14 protein-coding genes are annotated in these 18285 nt (G+C 46.1%); 9 read left to right on the forward strand and 5 right to left on the reverse strand.

Annotated features, from left to right (window positions below; all coding sequences use genetic code 11):
* Positions 1-37: 37 nt before the first annotated feature.
* Positions 38-1474: a pyruvate kinase gene (pyk, locus tag DDZ15_RS00355; protein ID WP_109643721.1), complete on the reverse strand. Its 1437-nt coding sequence runs from the start codon at positions 1472-1474 to the stop codon at positions 38-40.
* A 202-nt stretch (positions 1475-1676) separates the two neighbouring features.
* Here pyk and DDZ15_RS00360 point away from each other — a divergent pair, with 202 nt between their 5' ends.
* The 5 genes from DDZ15_RS00360 (at position 1677) to DDZ15_RS00380 (ending at position 8295) form a co-directional block, all read left to right on the forward strand.
* Positions 1677-3059 (forward strand): GWxTD domain-containing protein, encoded by a 1383-nt coding sequence (locus tag DDZ15_RS00360; protein WP_158278567.1) that lies wholly within the window; start codon positions 1677-1679, stop codon positions 3057-3059.
* A gap of 179 nt (positions 3060-3238) precedes the next feature.
* Positions 3239-3619, forward strand: a complete 381-nt coding sequence (locus DDZ15_RS00365) for a response regulator (RefSeq protein ID WP_199222837.1) — start codon at positions 3239-3241, stop codon at positions 3617-3619.
* A 127-nt stretch (positions 3620-3746) separates the two neighbouring features.
* Complete coding sequence (locus DDZ15_RS00370) at positions 3747-5783, forward strand: M1 family metallopeptidase (protein WP_109643725.1); 2037 nt, start codon at positions 3747-3749, stop codon at positions 5781-5783.
* Positions 5784-5876: 93 nt separating this feature from the next.
* Positions 5877-7601, forward strand: coding sequence for a sensor histidine kinase (locus tag DDZ15_RS00375; RefSeq protein ID WP_109643727.1), 1725 nt, complete (start codon positions 5877-5879; stop codon positions 7599-7601).
* A complete protein-coding gene (locus DDZ15_RS00380) occupies positions 7591-8295 on the forward strand; it encodes a response regulator transcription factor (protein WP_109643729.1) in 705 nt (234 codons plus the stop codon). Before DDZ15_RS00375 ends, DDZ15_RS00380 begins: the two co-directional genes overlap by 11 nt.
* Here the strand turns inward: DDZ15_RS00380 and DDZ15_RS00385 are convergent.
* Together DDZ15_RS00385 and DDZ15_RS00390 are read right to left on the reverse strand one after the other, a co-directional pair.
* Positions 8288-8854: an NADPH-dependent FMN reductase gene (locus DDZ15_RS00385; RefSeq protein ID WP_109643731.1), complete on the reverse strand. Its 567-nt coding sequence runs from the start codon at positions 8852-8854 to the stop codon at positions 8288-8290. The genes DDZ15_RS00380 and DDZ15_RS00385 overlap by 8 nt on opposite strands.
* A gap of 349 nt (positions 8855-9203) precedes the next feature.
* Entirely contained in the window at positions 9204-10553 is a 1350-nt protein-coding gene (locus DDZ15_RS00390) for a replication-associated recombination protein A (protein ID WP_109643733.1), read from the reverse strand.
* 107 nt (positions 10554-10660) lie between these two features.
* Here DDZ15_RS00390 and DDZ15_RS00395 point away from each other — a divergent pair, with 107 nt between their 5' ends.
* On the forward strand, positions 10661-11098 hold the full coding sequence (locus DDZ15_RS00395) for a CBS domain-containing protein (protein WP_109644004.1): 438 nt from the start codon (positions 10661-10663) through the stop codon (positions 11096-11098).
* 185 nt (positions 11099-11283) lie between these two features.
* Here the strand turns inward: DDZ15_RS00395 and DDZ15_RS00400 are convergent, their stop codons facing one another.
* Both DDZ15_RS00400 and DDZ15_RS00405 read right to left on the reverse strand, forming a co-directional pair.
* Entirely contained in the window at positions 11284-12834 is a 1551-nt protein-coding gene (locus tag DDZ15_RS00400) for an acyl-CoA carboxylase subunit beta (RefSeq protein ID WP_109643735.1), read from the reverse strand.
* Positions 12835-12849: 15 nt separating this feature from the next.
* Entirely contained in the window at positions 12850-14535 is a 1686-nt protein-coding gene (locus DDZ15_RS00405) for an ICP22 family protein (protein ID WP_109643737.1), read from the reverse strand.
* Between the two features lie 138 nt (positions 14536-14673).
* On the opposite strand from DDZ15_RS00405, the gene DDZ15_RS00410 reads away from it, so the two are divergent.
* From DDZ15_RS00410 to DDZ15_RS00420, 3 genes are all read left to right on the forward strand, one after another.
* On the forward strand, positions 14674-15288 hold the full coding sequence (locus DDZ15_RS00410) for an ABC transporter ATP-binding protein (protein ID WP_109643739.1): 615 nt from the start codon (positions 14674-14676) through the stop codon (positions 15286-15288).
* A gap of 11 nt (positions 15289-15299) precedes the next feature.
* Entirely contained in the window at positions 15300-16406 is a 1107-nt protein-coding gene (locus DDZ15_RS00415) for an aminopeptidase (RefSeq protein WP_109643741.1), read from the forward strand.
* Positions 16407-16470: 64 nt separating this feature from the next.
* Positions 16471-18231: a tetratricopeptide repeat protein gene (locus tag DDZ15_RS00420; RefSeq protein ID WP_109643744.1), complete on the forward strand. Its 1761-nt coding sequence runs from the start codon at positions 16471-16473 to the stop codon at positions 18229-18231.
* Positions 18232-18285 lie beyond the last annotated feature (54 nt).

The following is an 18285-nucleotide window of genomic DNA, read 5'->3' on the forward strand; positions in this document are numbered from 1 at the left end:
AACTAATAACGGTGCACGTTTGGATAGCGTGTGCAAACTATTTTTCAATGGTACTTACTTTTACCATGTTGGTACGGCCTCTTTTCGCCAGAGGCATTCCCGTTGCAATAATGACCCGGTCGTCCACATTTACCAGTCCGTGGTCTCTCAGGTAATCCTCCATCAGCTTCACGCTTATGTCTGTGTCGAAAAGTTCTTCGAGCCGAACAGACTCCACACCCCAAACAAGATTCAGCTGGCGTCTTACAATTTTGCTTTCTGTAAAAGCAACAATGGGTACAGCGGGCCTGAATTTGGCAATACGCCTTGCGGTATTTCCTGAGTGTGTAATCGTTGCAATAGCCCTTGCATCCACATTTTCAGCGATTGTGACGCATGAATAGGCCAGTGATTCAATAATCTGCTTCTCTTTCCAGTCCGGTTTGCGATACTTAAGGCTGTAGTAGAGGCCCGGTGTATTCTCTTCCACAGACCGGATAATTTTTGCCATCGTCCTGACTGCCTCAACCGGATATTTTCCTGCTGCTGTTTCGCCCGATAGCATAACGGCATCGGTTCCGTCAAGAACAGCATTCGCAACATCCGAGCTCTCAGCCCGTGTGGCCCGGGGGTTACCGATCATGGAATCGAGCATCTGTGTGGCGGTAATAACGGGTTTACCTGCCAGACGGCATCGCTCGATAATATTTTTCTGAATAAGGGGAACCCGTTCGCTGGGTATCTCGATTCCAAGGTCGCCTCTGGCCACCATGATCCCGTCTGCCTCCTCGATAATTTCATCGATCACCTCAATAGCTTCCGGTTTCTCAATTTTTGCAATCACCGCAGCATTGCTTCCCGCCGCCCGTATTCTGGATATAACATCCTGTATATCCCTGGCCGAGCGCACAAAAGACATAGCAACAAAATCGACTCCCACCTTTAATCCAAATTCAAGGTCATTCAGATCTTTTTCAGTCAGGGACGACATGGAGATTTTCACGTCGGGCAGATTCACTCCTTTTCTGGATTTCAGCTCGCCCCCTACTACCACTTTGGCGATAATATCTTCACCATCCTTCTTGATAATTTTAAGCTCAAGAAGTCCATCATCAATCAAAATCTGGTTCCCTTCACGGGCGTCCTCCGCCAGGCCACTGTAATCAATAGGAATAAGGCCGGAATCACCTTCTACCGATTTGGTGGTAATTTTAACCAGCGCCCCCTTTTTTATGACCTGCATTCCATCTTTCATCTGACCCACCCTGATTTTGGGCCCCTGCAAATCCATAAGTACAGGTATCGAGTACTCATGTTTTTTTGCAACCTTGCGGACAAGGCCAATGGTTTTTTTGTGACCTTCGTGGCTGCCGTGCGAAAAATTTATACGCACCACGTTCATTCCGGCACGGTAGAGGTTTTCAATCTGTTCCAAAGTGTTGCTGCTGGGTCCCAGTGTGCAAACAATCTTGGTTCTGCGGGTGCCGCTTAGCATAAATAAGTGATTGTAAATGAAGTTTTTTTTAAATAGATACTGAAATGCTCAGGAATGTAAACAATTATCGACCGAGATAGATGTTATATTTAAAGTCGATCAAGAATGATACAGCCCAATTTTTTATTGTGATGTTAAAGATAAGTTTATGATGGCATATGTGAAAAATTTACTATTCCCGGCGTTCATAATCAGCATGTTCTTGCTGAGCAGCTGCGCCAGAACTGCCAATCCCGACGTTGAAAGAGGGTCTCTTTTTCAGTACAGGGATGGTTTTCCTGAACTGAGAACGTCATCCATCGGGATACTGAGTCCGGATGATCAGGCTCAGATCAACGTAACGTCAGATATCGTACTGGGCAGCCTTATTTACACATCTCCCGACGATAATGAAAACACGCGTATTGCCCGAATCTCCCTGGAGATCCGCATTCTGCAGCAGAATGGCGATTTTTCTGAAACCGTTCAGAAAAGCTTCAGGGTGGAAGAGTCATTCGACGGTTCATATACCTCACAGGAAGTATTTACTCACGAAGAAGTCATCGATGTAGTGCCAGGAACATTCGACGTTCAAGTAACGGTTCTTGACCAGACCTCGGGCAAAGCCTCCAGCCGGGAATCAACTGCCACGATACCTGATCCGGAAGATCCGCAAATTGGTATTACCACGGTCAGGTTACTTGGAAAAAATATTAATGAGGAGAGCTCAACGGAATTTTTTCCTATTACTACCTATACGGTCCCCTCCAGACTCGACAGCCTTAATTTTCAGTTTCAGGTAACCAACAACGACCTGGAAGACCCGCTTACCGTCGAAACCCGACTCCTTAAGTATCCGGCCGACAAATCTCCAGCGCGTCCAATGAACTTTAACAACTACAGCCCATCTTCACTCCCTTATATCGGGGTCGACATGAGGCGTCCGGATGTGGTAGATGACAATATCCGCCGGCTTGATGAGCCCGGAAGCGTGCTCATCGACTTTAAATACGATCTGCTCGACATCGGCACCTATCGTTTTGAAGTTGAAACCGAGGATGAAAATGGAGAACGAATCTACAGGGCCCGCGATTTTTCCGTTCTGAGTGAAAACTATCCCAACATTCAGACTCCCAGGGAACTTGCAGAACCTCTCATCTACCTGATGGACAGGCGCGATCATGAAGAAATGATGCAGATACAGGACCCCGACTCGCTGAAAGAGGCTGTCGACCGGTTCTGGCTTTCCAATATTGGCAACGTGAACCAGGCACGCTCGGTGATAGAGCTCTACTATGAACGCGTGGAACAGGCCAACAAACAGTTTACAAATTTCAAGGCCGGCTGGAAAACCGACCTGGGAATGATCTACATTTTGTTTGGCCCCCCATGGTATATCGACCGCTATCTTAATACCATGCAGTGGTCATATGCATACGACAGAAACGATCCGCGTTATAACTATACATTTGAGCGGCCAAATCTCAAAAATGAATACTTCCCGTTTAATAACTACCTTCTTCAGCGCAGTCAGGGGTATTTCAATATACAGTATCGCCAGATACAGCTTTGGCTGACGGGCGCAATACTCACATCCAGAATTTGATTTAAGAGCGGTGCAAACTATCTTTACACTTTACATCCTGACATACGGATGCAAAATTTATTCGTATGTTTGTGATCTTTAAAGCGGCTCCGGTGCAGGAAATCCTCAACGGATGTTAGCGATCACGCAAAATTATGTTAGATTAACCTGGCTTACTTACAGAAACGTAATATTCGGTCATGTCGAAGACGAAAAAGGTACTGATAGTTGAAGATGATCTCATTCTGAATCTTCTCTACGAAAGCTACATGGAGAAACTCGGTTTTGAGACGGAGGGAGAACTCGTTTATGGTAAAACCGCTATTGAAATGGCAAAAAAGGTTGCGCCCGACCTGATCCTGATGGACATCTCACTTGAGGGAGATATGGATGGAATCGAAGCTATGCTTGAAATCCGTAAATTTTCAGACGTACCGGTTATCTACATAACAGGCAATTCCGATAAGGCACATCAGGTGAGAGCTGAAGAAACCCAGTATACCGATTACCTGATTAAACCCATCGAATTCAATGAGCTGAAAGACAGCCTTGTCCAAGCCGGGATTGTAGAGTCTGATTAAGTCTGAGCCGGTATTTTATTGTTCACTCCTGCAGGTATTTTTCTACTGTTCTGTTTAGGAATCTACAGCCTTGAATAGCCTTCGTTCCAGACCTAACCCATTCGCATTATTTGTTAACTTTTTATCCATGATGTTTAAAAAACCCCCCTTCTATTTTATCTACGCCCTGATACTGATCACAGCATGTACCTCCTGGTCATGCAGCACAAGCAGCAGAGTTGCCGATGAACCCGCTGAAGCTGTTGAAGCTGCGATAATTGAATTTTCGGAGTTAGACAGGCCGGTACCGAATCCGATTGAAATACCGGATGCCTTCAGGCTTGCAATTGAGAATGAGACTAGAACATCGAACGGTTATCCGGGACCTGCGTATTGGCAGAATACTGCACACTACACGATGCATGCAGAGATTGATCCATCTACGCATACTCTTTCTGGTTCATCTTCAGTCACTTATTACAATAATTCACCCGATGATCTTGAAGTGATTATCATGGAACTGGCCCAAAATCTTCATAAGGCGGGCACGCCCAAAAAGGATTTGACGGAGATTACCGGGGGCACGTCACTGGAAAAAGTGATTGTTAATGGCTCCGAGGTCCCTGAAATTTCATGGCCTGAATGGTGGACCCAAAGAAGCAGCGGGTACATTGTCGAAGGCACCCGGATGTATGTTTTTCCCGACGACCCTGTCATTTCAAGCTCCTCCGCCGATTTTGAATTTGAATGGTCGTTCACAATTCCGCAAGACGGGGCATCGGGCAGGATGGGAAGAAGCCGCGACAATCTCTACTTCATCGCCTATTGGTATCCTCAGATTAACGTATATGACGACGTGTACGGTTGGATGTCTGATGATTTTCTGGGAAATGCTGAATTTTACCATCCTTTTGCTGATTACCAACTGGAAATTACTATGCCGCAGGACTGGATTGTGATGGCAACAGGTGAATTCCTGAACCCCGGAGAGACCCTTGCACCGGAAACCCTTTCGCGCTACCTGGAAGCAGGCAACAGTGACGAGCCGGTCACCATCGTTTCATTTGCCGACACATCCCGTGCTACGGCAGCAAGCGAAAATGGTACACTTACATGGAAGTTCAGCGCAGAACGGATACGGGACGTGGCTTTCAGTGCAACAAAAGCTTCACAATGGGATGGCGCACGAACTCCGGTCGGCGATCCCGACAATGATGGCGTGACAGATTACACCCGGATCAATTCATTTTATCGTGAATCAGCCCCCCTTTGGACGGCTCAGGCGTCGTACGCCAGGCATGCCATCACCTTTTTTTCGGAGTACACCGATCTTGAGTATCCCTGGTACCACATGACGTCGGTAGAGGGTGCGGGGATTATAGGCGGGGGAATGGAGTTCCCGATGATGACCGTTATCGGGGATTACAACAGCGCCGGTGCAACGAGGCTCTATGGCGTTACCGCGCATGAACTGGCACACATGTGGTTTCCCATGATCATCAATACCAATGAACGACGCTATGCGTGGATTGATGAGGGGCACACTACATTTCATACCAACGAAGCCAATAAGGATTTTTTCGGGGATCAATTTACCCACGATGACGTATTCAGCGGATACCTGCAGATTGCGGGTACAGATATGGAAGGTGAAATCATGCGGTGGTCCGACTATCACTATCCCGGCCCGGCATACGGTGTGGCCTCCTATCCCAAACCGGCTTCTGTATTGATCGCCCTGCGGGGTGTGCTGGGCGAAGAGGTTTTTAATGAAGCGCACCGTGAGGTTGTTCGCCGATGGAACTACAGGCACGCATACCCCTGGGACATAATGAATACCTTTGAAGATGTTTCGGGACGCGACCTCTCCTGGTTCTGGAGGCCCTGGTACTATGAAACCTGGACGCTCAACCATACAATTTCAGATGTTCTGGAGGACGGCGGTAATACGATAATCAGAGTTCAAGATTTAGGGAATGTACCTATGCCCCTTACCGCTGAAATCACACTTCGTGACGGATCTGTCGTCAGAGAAAGCGTAGAAGTGGAGCACTGGCTTCATGGCCACACTTCTGCGGCTATTACACTTGAAGGGATTACCGGTATTCAGAAAGTGGTTATCGACCCCGGGAACCATTTCCCCTATCATTATGCCTCTGAATTGACCTGGGAAAGAAACTCCTGACTTATACGTTTGTAAAAAGCTATTACGGTATCTGAATTTCTTTACAGTTACTACATTTTTCTCGATCATTATAGAATGTAAAATCGCATTCTTATGGAATTCTTAAAATCATATCACAGACAGAACAGACTCAGGTGGATCTTCTTGGGCATTGGTATTGTCGCTGTTCTGGCCTTAACCACATTGAACGTCTATTCACTATATGCCCTGCGCCAATCTACCATCGATTCGGCCAAAGACAATAAAAAGAATCAGCTGGAAGAGTTTACCGATCAGGTCCGAAACCGGTTCAGCAGTCCTTTTATGAATCTGGTAAAGCTGAACACGGAACAGCTGCAGAATACATGGAATGCCAGCAGCAATTTCCCGAGACGCTATAACAAGGTTCTCAGCGAAGCCTTATCCGACTCACTGTTTACAAGTATCCATTTTATCCCGCAAAATATAAATGCTTGTCATGACGACTCCGCTCCGGTTTATAAATTCGACTCGGAGTCTGAAGTATTTCTTCCTGAAAATGAGAATAATATTCCCCAAATCGTATGCGATGGGTTCAGCCTGGCAGTGAGCCGTACCCAGGTTGCGCTGAATGAATATAAATGGAACAACCGTGTGACCTTCGATGCACACCGCAGCATGACGGTTTCCCTTATCAATCTGAAAGAGAAGTCTGTTGTGGGCCATATCAACCTGGTTATTGACCGGGACTACATGGTAAACGACTATTTTGAAAGAGAACTCCGGAAACAGTTCGGTACCGCAGATGAGTCGGGCGTCGTGGTTTGGCTGCGGGACTGGATGCAGGATGAAATCCTTACCAGCAGCGATCACCGCTACGTCTACAACCGTGACGTTTATGAAATTGACTTCAGGCAGGGCTTTCCGAACCTGCTCGACAATTGGGTACTCCATGCTACGTTTCTGGAATCACCCACGGTAGCTGCTTCCAACGCCTCACTTACCCGAAATCTGATTGTGCTTGGTTTTGCAGTCTTTGCACTCTTCGGAGCGTTGGTATTCATGTTCATCAATGCACAGCGCGAGCGTGAACTTGCACAGCGTCAGGCGGGCTTTCTGGCCAACATCACCCACGAGCTTAAAACGCCTCTCGCAGTAATGCAGGCTGCAGGGGAAAATATTTCAGACGGACGCGTAACAGATGGAAACAGGCTCAGAACATACGGCGACCACATCTATGAAGAGGCGATCCGGCTGCGCAAAATGATTGAAAAACTACTGGATGTGGCCAGGGTGGATGCGGGTCAGAATGTGGTTGAACTGGCACCATTTCAACTTGATGAAATCGCAGAAAATGTATACCGGTCGTCAAAGGATTTTGTAGAGTCGAAAGGCTTTCGGTTTGAAATCAACACCGGCGGTAAGGTACCGTTTGTGATGGTAGATGCGGATCACGTTGAAACCATTCTTAAAAACCTGATCGAGAATGCGGTCAAATATAGCTCCGATGAAAAATATATTCTCATCGATGTACGGAACCTTAACGGCTCTGTTGCAGTATCAGTAACCGATAAAGGAGACGGGATTCCCAAAAAATCCCAGAAACTGATCTTCGAAAAGTTCTATCGTGTGGAAGGCGACTTAACGGTTAAAACCAAAGGTCACGGCCTCGGACTGGCAATTGTAAAAAATCTCGTAGAGATGAACGGAGGCAATATTTCACTTGAAAGTACGCCGGTCAAAGGATCCACGTTTACTATCACATTCCCTGTGCTTGTTCAGGAAATGGGATCTTCAGAAGCCGCCAAACGTACGGGGGCTGCTGAAAAATTGAATAGGGAAGAAGAATATGTCGGATAAGCAAAAGAAGATTTTAATTGTAGAAGACGAACCCAGTCTTGTATTTACCCTTCAGGACACACTCGAATCCGAGGGATATGCCGTTACGGTGGTTACTGATGGCTCACATGCCATTGACAAGGTAAAGGAGATAGAACCTGACCTGATGATACTTGACCTGATGCTGCCCGGCAAAAGCGGATACGATATCTGTAAGGAGATACGCGATCTAAAATATACCTTCCCGATTATAATGCTCACTGCAAGGGATCAGGAAATAGATAAGGTTGCCGGCCTGAACATCGGCGCTGACGATTACATGACAAAACCGTTTGGCGTGAAAGAGCTATTGGCCCGCATTAAAGCCCGTCTCAGGCGAGCAAGTGCCTATTCGAAATCCGGTCCTGTTGAAATGCTGAAGCTTGGCGATGTTAAGATTGACCTGAAAGAGTCTGTTGTAAACAAGCCTGACGGAACGGTTCATGAACTCTCAACACGGGAAGTGGAGCTGATTCAATATCTTGTATCCAAGGCCAATCAGCCCATATCAAGAGACGACCTGCTGGAACATGTATGGCGTTATGAATACAGCACCAACACGCGGACGGTCGATGTCCACATATCCAAGCTGCGTGCCAAAATCGAAATGCAGCCTGATGATCCCCGCTACTTGGTCACACTCCATGGCGTGGGGTACATGCTGAGGCTCAACTGACAGCCTTTTCTTTCTTCCTCTCTGCGATCTGATCCACAAAATCCGGGAAATTTCTTAGCTGGCTCTCCAACAGATCCTGCAACAGATCACTGCTTAGCCCTTTTTCAGGGTCAAAGGAGTCGTTCACTCTTTGAATAAACATCCGCTCAGGGTAGACATATGCTTTCCTGTATTTAAGCAGTTGTTCAAACTGTTCAACCGGCCGCAGAGCCCCAAAAGCACCCGCAGCCTCTCCGATTGTACTCACAGGAACCATTTCCATAGCTTTTGGAAACGGCAGATAATCAAAAAACACCTTTAGTATGCCTGGAAAACCTCCATTGTATTCTGGGATTACAAAAAGAAAACCATCTGCTTCCAGAAAACTCTCATTAAATTCTTTTACCGAATCCGGTGTACTGCCGTATTTACCCCCATGAACATCGGCAAGAGGAAAATCCATGAGGCTGAAAATGCGGCACTCCGCATTCTCTGCTATCAGGTTACTGGCATACTCGGATACCTTCAGGGCGTTGGATCCCGGCCGGTCGGTGGATGATAAAATATGTATCAGGCTCATTTATCTTATAAAATGGTTACTTATTTACGTCGATGCCCTCAACAGCTTATCAATGAAGATCATTCAATAAATCGCATAGCCCTGCCCTGGAGAATAAATTTTTTTCTTTAAAAAAAGCGCTTTTTTAGGCGCCAAGCCTTAATTAAAGTTACTCTTTATCTTGATTCCTTAATTTTATTTGATATAAATGTGAATCGCCCCTATCATTCGGCTGAAATTAAGGGTTCAAAATTGAACCGCACGAGCTCATGTTATGGTAGACATCGAGCAATAGCTCCAATACTTCGCTTGCCCGGAATGGACAATTCCGGGCAAGTCTTTTTTTAGTTCCATGTACCACGCATCCTACTTAATCACCTTCTTTAATTTTTTGAAGGCGCTGCCAAAGGGAGGGCTCTCTTCCCTGATTACCGGGCTTATACCATCCGGCCGATTTCAAATGATCCGGAAGATATTGCTGGTCTACCCAATGACCGCTATAATTATGCGGATAGAGGTATTCGTCCGAAGCATTTTCGATATCCAGATACCTGGAAGCTAATTTATTCGCGGTCTTATCCTTCAGGTGGGCAGGCACTTCCTCCACTCCGCTTTTCGTAATCTGTTCACGAACTTCAAATACAGCTTTTGTGCTATTGCTTTTAGGGCATAGGGAGAGAAAGATGACTGCATGTGCCAGAAAATAGAACCCCTCCGGCATACCCGTTTTAAGAAAAGCCTCGTGTGTACTGTTGATAACCGTAATTGCATAGGGATCCGCCATTCCAACATCCTCGGATGCAAATATCAGAAGTCTCCTGAAAATGAATCCAGGGTCTTCCCCACCCTCCAGCATTGCATTTAGCCAGTAAAGTGCCGCGTCTGCATCCGACCCTCTCATAGATTTGATAAAGGCTGACGCAAAATGATAATGCTCATCTCCCGAGCGATCGAATCGCACGCTTCGCTTCTGAATTGACTCTTTCGCAATTTCAAGGGTTATTTTCACGGAGCCGTCTTCTGATCTGGGTGTGGAAAGCGCTGCTACTTCAAGGGCGTTCAGTGCGTTGCGCACGTCACCCCCTGCATACTCCGCCAGATACTCCTTTGCTTCGTCGTAAAGCACAATATCCATAAAACCGAGCCCCTTGTTCGAATCCGCAAGAGCCCGGTCAATCATCAGCTTTACGTTCTCTTTGGTAAGCGGGTAGAGCTCAAACAGCTGACATCGTGAGAGCAGCGGATTCACAAGAGAGTAAAAAGGATTTTCCGTTGTTGCACCTACCAGCGTAATCACGCCCGATTCAAGATGTGGAAGCAGGGCATCCTGCTGGGCTTTGTTCCACCTGTGGATTTCATCCACAAATAGTATGGTCTTCCTGCCATTGGCTTTTTTTTGCTGTTTTGCTTTTGCAACAACCTTTCTGAGCTCCTTCACCCCATCCAATACCGCATTTATGACCTCAAACCGGGCGTCTATCTCTTTCGATATCACATTTGCCAGCGTTGTTTTGCCTGAACTTGGGGGTCCGTAAAAAATCATTGACCCGATAACGCCGCTCTCGATCATGCGCCTAAGCATTTTGCCCTCCCCAACCAGGTGATGCTGACCCGTAAATTCATCAAGTGAATCAGGCCTCATCCTGGTAGCCAGCGGCCCAGACGACCGCGATTCGTCCATTTCCATGTCATTGTTCTGTTCTTCATTAAACAGATCCATGATATCGCCTCATACTTATTAAATGTTGTGCAACCGCATCGATACGTTTGCAAAAAGCAAAATTTCTTATTAAAAAGATGTATACAATAAATAAACAGGGAGGAGCCATGACCGTTAAAGATATCCTAAATCGAAAAGGTAATCAGGTTTATTCCATTCATCCGCACGAATCGGTGTACGATGCCATCAAAAAGATGACTGACCTTGAAATCGGGGCCCTCGTTGTCGCGGAGCAGGATACCATTTATGGGATGATTTCCGAACGTGATTACACAAGCAAAATTATTTTAAAGGGTCGTTCATCGGCTTCCACACCGGTAAAGGATATTATGTCGAAGCAGGTTTTTTGTGTAAGCACATCCGACAATGTTCATACATGCATGAAAATCATGACCGATAAAAAAATACGTCATCTCCCTGTACTTGAAAAAGGAAGCCTTGCCGGCCTGATCTCAATCGGAGATGTTGTAAAATCAGTTATCGATCAACAAAAAGTAGAGATCCATACACTCAGAGAGTATATAGCGGGCAGCTATCCCGGCTGACCAAAAAAAACGGCTTCCGTTTTGCCCGCCACAATCAACGGCTCTAATTTAAGGTGACTACGGGACAAAGATTTGAAAACCCTGTTGTCGCCGGGTATCACCTTTAAGGAGGGTACTTACATCACGAGCCTGCATTCGATTTACATCGAACTCAGATTCCTTATTGTATTATAGCACCGAAAAGACTAGAGCGGCAGGTTGTCGTGCTTTTTACGCGGAACACTCTCCGCCTTGTTCTGACATACCTCAAACGCATGGATCAATTTTTCCCTTGTTTCGGAGGGCATGATCACATCATCTATAAACCCACGGGCGGCGGCTTTATACGGGTGCGCAAACTCTTCGTTATATTGGTCTTCCAGTTCTTTCTGTTTTGCTTCGGGATCGTCAGCCGCAGCGATTTCCCTTCTGAAAATAATTTCAACTGCTCCTTTTGTCCCCATTACTGCAATTTCCGCTGTTGGCCAGGCCACGTTGTAATCGGCGCGGATATGCTTTGAATTCATCACATCATAGGCGCCGCCATAGGCTTTACGCGTGATCACCGTCATTTTGGGCACTGTTGCTTCACAGAAAGCATAGAGGAGCTTGGCTCCGTGTTTGATGATTCCCCCCCACTCCTGGTCGGTTCCCGGCAGAAAGCCCGGCACATCCTCGAATACCACAAGCGGGATATTGAATGCATCGCAGAATCGGACAAATCGCGCTCCCTTGAGGGATGCATCAATATCCAGAACTCCTGCAAGCGAGAGCGGTTGATTGGCAACGACACCTACAGACCTGCCGTCGAGCCGTGCAAAACCGATCACAATATTGTCCGCATAGTTTTCCTGAACTTCATAGAACGACCCTTTATCCATCACCCCTTCAATCACTTCTTTAATATCGTACGGCTTGTTCGGATTGAGGGGTACGATATCATCAAGTTTCGCCGCCTTCGAAGAATCCGCTGCAAGGGGCTGCTGTTTCGGAGTTTTCTCCTCACAGTTTTGCGGTAAATAACTCAGAAGCTTTCTGATGTCATTGAGGCAGATTGCATCATTTTCAACGGTAAAATGTGCTACACCCGACTTCGTTCCGTGGGCTGATGCACCTCCCAGATCTTCTGATGTTACCTCTTCATGGGTTACTGTTTTAACCACATTGGGGCCGGTTACGAACATGTAGCTCGTATTTTTTACCATGTAGACAAAATCGGTAAGGGCAGGACTGTATACCGCTCCACCGGCGCAGGGTCCCATGACGGCTGAAATCTGTGGGACCACGCCCGAGGCCATTGAATTTCTCCAGAACACTTCCGCATAACCTCCAAGAGAACTCACTCCCTCCTGGATGCGCGCTCCGCCCGAGTCGTTCAACCCTATGACCGGCACACCGTTTTTCATTGCCAGATCCATAATCTTACATATTTTTTCCGCATGGGTCTCGGAAAGGGACCCGCCAAAAACCGTAAAATCCTGACTGAAAAGATATACCGGCCGGCCGTCAATCTTTGCAAAGCCGGTCACTACGCCATCGCCCAGTACACGCTGCCCCTCAAGCCCAAAAGCAGAACTGCGATGGGTTACAAATGCATCGATCTCCTGAAAGCTCCCTTTATCGGCCAGGAGGTCGATTCGTTCTCTTGCTGTCAGCTTTCCCTTTTTATGCTGTTTTTTTATCCGATTTTCACCGCCTCCCTTTTTAGAATCTTCGCGTAACTTTTTCAGGCGCTCTTCTTTTGCGTTTGTACTCATCTTTAAATGATTTATTTATCCTTTCCTTTTCGTGTAATAGCTTTGCAGCCTGTCCGTAAAACCAACAGCTGCTTCATCCAACAGGTTAATGTTATTTTTCTTAAAGACTTCCTTTTCAAGATAGCCTGCCGCTGATTTCCAATCCTTTTTGGAGGATAATCCGGAAATTGCTGCTTCATATTCATTTTTTGAACCGCCAAAGATTTCATCAATAATACGCTTTCGTTCCGGTTCCAGCCATTTGTCCAGGTCTGAATAAGCAGCATTTTCAGCATAAAAACGTTCTGCGGGCTGCGATTCCTGCAATGTTTCCTCTTCTTCCTCTTCCTCTTCCCTTATTTTACTCAAATCTTCCCGCTCCAGAAACGCTCTCCACATGGGTACGTCTTCCTCGTCGTCCGTTTCATTGTATAGCTCAATGGAGGCTACAGGCTCATCATCATCATCGGGTTTGTCTGTCTCTTCCAGTATAGGTTCATCCTCCTCTTCGCTAAGTCCTCCAATTGTTTTCCATTTTCGAAGAAGTTCCGGGTCGAATTGCGGAATAGATGATTGCCGGGGCTCATCCAAATCGTCATGTTCACTGCTCTCTTTTTTGAAATTCATCTCATCGTAAATAGTCTCCGGCTCTTCAGTATCACGGGGCGGTGTTTCATCAGCCGCTTCCTCATCAAATACAAACCGTTCATGGAGAGGTTTTGACTCAGAATCCTCGATTTCATCAGACGGAGCATCACCATAGTCAGAAGATGAGGGTTGGGATTCAGTTTCCTTTTCAAAATCCTCTGCCTGTTCACCCTCACCCCGGCGCATTTGAAATGAGCCCAATATACTGTCGTCAGGTATGTAGAGTTCTCCGGATTGTCCTTTTCTTTTTTTCGGCAGATCTGAAGCGGCCTTCTCTGAATCTTTTGCCTTTTTCCCCTCGGGAGATTTGGCTTCGGAGTCTGTAACTTCACCCGCTTGCTGTTCTTCTTTTTCAACAGGGTCCGGTGCTGAAAGCACTTCGATAAACTCTGTCCTGTTCACCGGTTGATCAATCCTGTCAAATTTATCAGCCAGTTTTGGCAGCCCTTTGTCCTGAAAGTAAATTCTCAGAAATTCCGTATCCACTTTGGGTCCCGCCAACAGAAAAAGAGGTTCCGTCTCTTTGGCCCAATCCAGTGAGTTGTGCCCTTTAATAAGCTTTTCGTCTACCTTCGTTACGATTTCACGACACTCGTTTAGCGAAATTGCACTTTTGTTTTTCTTCTCCATGTACCGAACCAATGCTGCGGCGAGTTGCCGTCCAACCGTAATGTATCGAATCCGTTTTTTTACCTGACTTATTGTGAGTTCCGTATCAGCGCCAAAAAGAGAATCCGGGATTGCCCGTCTGGGCCTGAGGGCCAGATCCATCGTATCGGCTACAGCAGCTTCAAAAATGGATTTACTGTATGAAGCAGGCATCATAACTTCTGCCTTAATAGCCTCAATAAAGTTTTTCCACGCAAACTGTACCGCAGGGCTGTCCATATTAGCCCATTCGGTATCGGGCGGTACCAGGGATTCATTCAGGTTTTGGTTCATCTCTATAACGACTCTCTCCGTTACGAATTCAGGAATATCAAGAACCTGAAGATCTTCAGGAGTGTAAAACTCTCTGTCTTCAGGTAACCTGCCTGTAAGCCGCATCGTTATGTCTCGTATCATCTGCTCCATAGCAGCAGGGTTATGATGATTTTATTAGGGGTTCTGTAATATACAACTTCAACTTTAGATCAGTCATATCATTGTAAATTTCTTTACTTTTTTGCCTTTCGCTCTTTAATGCGTCAGATTATATTCAAAACTAATAAAATGATTCAGCTGCAGGCCGACTCACTTACCAAGCGATATGGAAAGAAATCCGTTCTAAACGGAATTAGTTTCTCATATGAGGGTACAATACTGGGTATTGCAGGAGCAAACGGGTCTGGCAAGACAACGTTATTAAAATGCCTCACAGGATTACTGAAACCCTCTTCAGGATCCGTTACCTGGCAAATCGAGGGGATAATTATAAACCAGGCTGATTTAAAATCTCATCTTGGCTATGCTGCTCCATACATCCAGCTATATGAAGAACTTACCGTTGCCGAGAATTTACAGTTTTTATCGGATCTTGGAAACCATGCAAGACAGAGCGACCTGACTGGACTTCTTAAAACGTATGATTCGGCTGAATTTTCTGATTCACTTTACGGTAATTTGTCAACAGGTCAGCAGCAGCGAGTCAAACTTGCTGCGTCTGCCGTCAAGGATCCGTCCATTTTAATACTCGATGAACCCGGCTCAAATCTGGATGCAAAAGGTAAAAAGCTGGTTGAAGATATGGTTCACGACTATTCCAGCCGGGGCAAAATGACCATCATTGCTTCAAACCAGCTGGATGAGCTGAAATTATGCGATAAAATTATTGATCTGAACAAATAAATCATTTATCCATGTACACACCTGACGACCTCAAGCTTGCAAAAAAATTACTTGAACACAGCATTGAACTTAAGGAGGGAGAAAATGTAATGCTGCAGCTCATCGGGCTGAACGGAATCGGACTGATCCGCGCCCTTGCTGAGGAAACCAGGAACAGAAATGCCCATCCTTTTATAAAATTAGAGGATCCTGAAACCAACAGAATTCTGCTTGAAAACGGAGACGACGCTTTCTGGCAGAATCAGGCCATCACAGACCAGCTGCCGCTGATGAAACAGATGAATGCCTTTATCGGTATTCGGGGGGCAGAAAATATCTACGAGAATTCGAATGTAAGCAGTGAAGCGAATAAAGCCTACAGTGACAAATTTCTGAATCCAGTACATTTTGAGGAGCGTGTAAACAACACCAAATGGGCAGTTTTGCGCTACCCATCCGCTGCTTTCGCCATGAACGCGAAAATGCCGACCGAACGCTTCCGGACATTTTATTATGATGCCTGCCTGTTCGACTACAACAGGCTCCATGAAGCCATGAAGCCCCTGGAAGAACGGCTCCGGAAAACAGGCATCATCCGCCTGGAGGGAGTAGGTACGGATATTGAGTTTTCCGTAGAAGGCCAAAACTGGATTCCGTGCTATGGAAAACGCAATATCCCGGATGGTGAACTCTTTTCATCACCCATTCTGGACTCCGTGAACGGCCAGATTACCTATGCCCCGTCGGTGTACCAGGGGAAACCGTTCGAATATGTGAAACTGATTGTGAAAAACGGAGTAGTTATCGATTTCGATTCCTCCAATAATCAGGCACTTGAAGAAATTCTGAATACCGATGAGGGTGCCAGAAGGTTTGGAGAGTTTAGTTTCGGACTCAACCCCATCATCAGGGAGCCGATGTATGACATACTTTTTGATGAGAAAATATACGGTTCAAATCATCTCACACTGGGTAAGGATTATGAGATCGCGCCAAACGGCAATTCGAGCAGTATCCATTGGGACCTGGTTTGTATCGGCGCGAATGTATACTTCGACGGCAAACTTGTTCGGGAGGGCCGTAATTTTATTGCCGATGACCTTCTGGGGTTGAATATTGACAAGCTTACAGCACCATAATTTGATTTTGGGCCAATAACCCCACTTATTATAGTGTACGTATAACTCATTGCGGGAGTATTACATGCACAATTCTGTCATCACAATAATAACCATTCTTTTTATTGTGTGGCAGGTGCAAGAGGCTGAAGTTTCCACCCGAGAGGCTCTGCAAGCTGCAGCCTCCGATTCTTTACTCATTCATTCGCTTATCGACTCCAGTTACGAGAACGCCTTTTCCAATCCGGACCGTGCCCTTATGTTTGCAGACAGCGCTCTTCGCCTGTCAAAAGAGAACTCCTACAAAAAAGGAATTGCCGGTGCCCATGGCGAACTGGGGTATGCTTACAGCGTGAAAGGAGATTTTCGCAAGGCAATTGATCATTTAAATCATGGAATCGCAATAAGCCGCGCTATCGGGGACAGCCTGGGATGGGTTTCTAAGATTAACGACCTGGGCTCTATTTATAAATCCAGAAATGAATACGAATCGGCCATTGAACTCTACTTTGAAGCCCTGCGTCTTTGTCGGGAACTTGACCTTCAGCGTGGAGTGGCGGTAACGCTGGGTAATATTGGTCTCTCCTACTTTGAAATGGATCGGAATGACCGTGCTCTTGAATATTATACACAGGCACTTGAACTAAATGAAACGCTTGGAGATGAGAGCTCTCTGGCCAAAACATATAACAACATCGGCCTGTTACACGGTGACGAGGGAAGGTATAAGCAGGCACAAAATTACCACGAAAAGGCACTTAAACTCCGCAAAGAACTGGGTTATACAATTGAAATTGCAAACAGCCTGAACAATATCGGCCGGCTGCTCATGCAACAGGGCGAAAACGTGAGGGCCATCGACTCGTTGCATACGGCCATGCAGATAAACCAGGACAGCGATCCGGAGCTTTCCAGTATCATTCACGAAAACCTTGCCCGATCATATGAATCGGCGGGTATGCTTGATTCTGCACTGGTTCATGCACGTAAAACCAGGACGCTTTCGGAAGAGTATGGTACGATGCTTGGTGTACAGGTTGGATATGAGCTGATGGCCGGAATTTACGGCAAAATGGGCAGGTTCGAAGAGGCTTACGAATCCCAGCGGAGTATGACATCCATAAAAGATTCTATTCTGAATATAGAAATGTCGCGTCAAATCAACGAACTTCAGACGAAGTACGAAACAGCCCAAAAGGAGAAGGAGATTGCCCTTCTTGAGGAAGAGAGACAGCGGGAAGCCATGCTTCGAAATGTATTTCTATCGGGCCTCATTCTGGTTGCGATCATTGGTCTTCTGATCTATAATCGTCAAAAGCTGAAAATTGAGAAAAACCGTACCGAGCTTGAAAACAAGAAGCTGAAAGAAGATCAGCTCTCAAAAGATCTTGCCCATAAAAAAAGAGAACTGACAAATCAGTCACTCCATCTTGTTCAGAAGAATGAGATGATGAAAGAGTTGAAAGAGACAATCAAAGAAATTCGCCTTAAAAGTGAAGTTAACGGCAGGGAGTTGCAAAGCCTCGAGAATATTGTTGACTACAGTTTCAATCTGGATGATGACTGGGAACAGTTCCGACACTATTTCAAAGCTGTTCACTCTGGGTTTTTCGATTCCCTTAAGTCTGCCTGCCCGGATCTTACGCCCAATGAATTAAGGCTTGCCGCATTGGCAAAATTGCGTCTCTCCGTCAAAGAAACAGCCACTATTTTGGGCATTACACCCGCCAGCGTAAAAACTGCAAGGTATCGTCTTCGTAAAAAACTGGGGCTGAATACTAAAGACAGTCTGTCCGGGTTCCTGGCCGATTTTGAAAAAAAGAATTTAAAATCCTCCATCAGATAGCCGTACGTCACGGTTCACCCTTTTTGTTTACCGATTGTTGACCCGCTGAAAGTT

This window comes from Rhodohalobacter mucosus (assembly GCF_003150675.1).
Taxonomy (GTDB): Bacteria; Bacteroidota; Rhodothermia; order Balneolales; family Balneolaceae; genus Rhodohalobacter; species Rhodohalobacter mucosus.

Excerpts from the sequence above, each read along its gene's own strand:
- DDZ15_RS00365 (WP_199222837.1), top strand. The coding sequence starts at position 3,239 with ATGTCGAAGACGAAAAAGGTACTGATAGTTGAAGATGATCTCATTCTG.
- DDZ15_RS00395 (WP_109644004.1), top strand. The coding sequence starts at position 10,661 with ATGACCGTTAAAGATATCCTAAATCGAAAAGGTAATCAGGTTTATTCC.
- DDZ15_RS00375 (WP_109643727.1), top strand. The coding sequence starts at position 5,877 with ATGGAATTCTTAAAATCATATCACAGACAGAACAGACTCAGGTGGATC.
- DDZ15_RS00415 (WP_109643741.1), top strand. The coding sequence starts at position 15,300 with ATGTACACACCTGACGACCTCAAGCTTGCAAAAAAATTACTTGAACAC.
- DDZ15_RS00405 (WP_109643737.1), bottom strand. The coding sequence starts at position 14,535 with ATGGAGCAGATGATACGAGACATAACGATGCGGCTTACAGGCAGGTTA.
- DDZ15_RS00420 (WP_109643744.1), top strand. The coding sequence starts at position 16,471 with ATGCACAATTCTGTCATCACAATAATAACCATTCTTTTTATTGTGTGG.
- DDZ15_RS00385 (WP_109643731.1), bottom strand. The coding sequence starts at position 8,854 with ATGAGCCTGATACATATTTTATCATCCACCGACCGGCCGGGATCCAAC.
- pyk (WP_109643721.1), bottom strand. The coding sequence starts at position 1,474 with ATGCTAAGCGGCACCCGCAGAACCAAGATTGTTTGCACACTGGGACCC.
- DDZ15_RS00380 (WP_109643729.1), top strand. The coding sequence starts at position 7,591 with ATGTCGGATAAGCAAAAGAAGATTTTAATTGTAGAAGACGAACCCAGT.
- DDZ15_RS00390 (WP_109643733.1), bottom strand. The coding sequence starts at position 10,553 with ATGGATCTGTTTAATGAAGAACAGAACAATGACATGGAAATGGACGAA.
- DDZ15_RS00400 (WP_109643735.1), bottom strand. The coding sequence starts at position 12,834 with ATGAGTACAAACGCAAAAGAAGAGCGCCTGAAAAAGTTACGCGAAGAT.
- DDZ15_RS00370 (WP_109643725.1), top strand. The coding sequence starts at position 3,747 with ATGATGTTTAAAAAACCCCCCTTCTATTTTATCTACGCCCTGATACTG.
- DDZ15_RS00410 (WP_109643739.1), top strand. The coding sequence starts at position 14,674 with ATGATTCAGCTGCAGGCCGACTCACTTACCAAGCGATATGGAAAGAAA.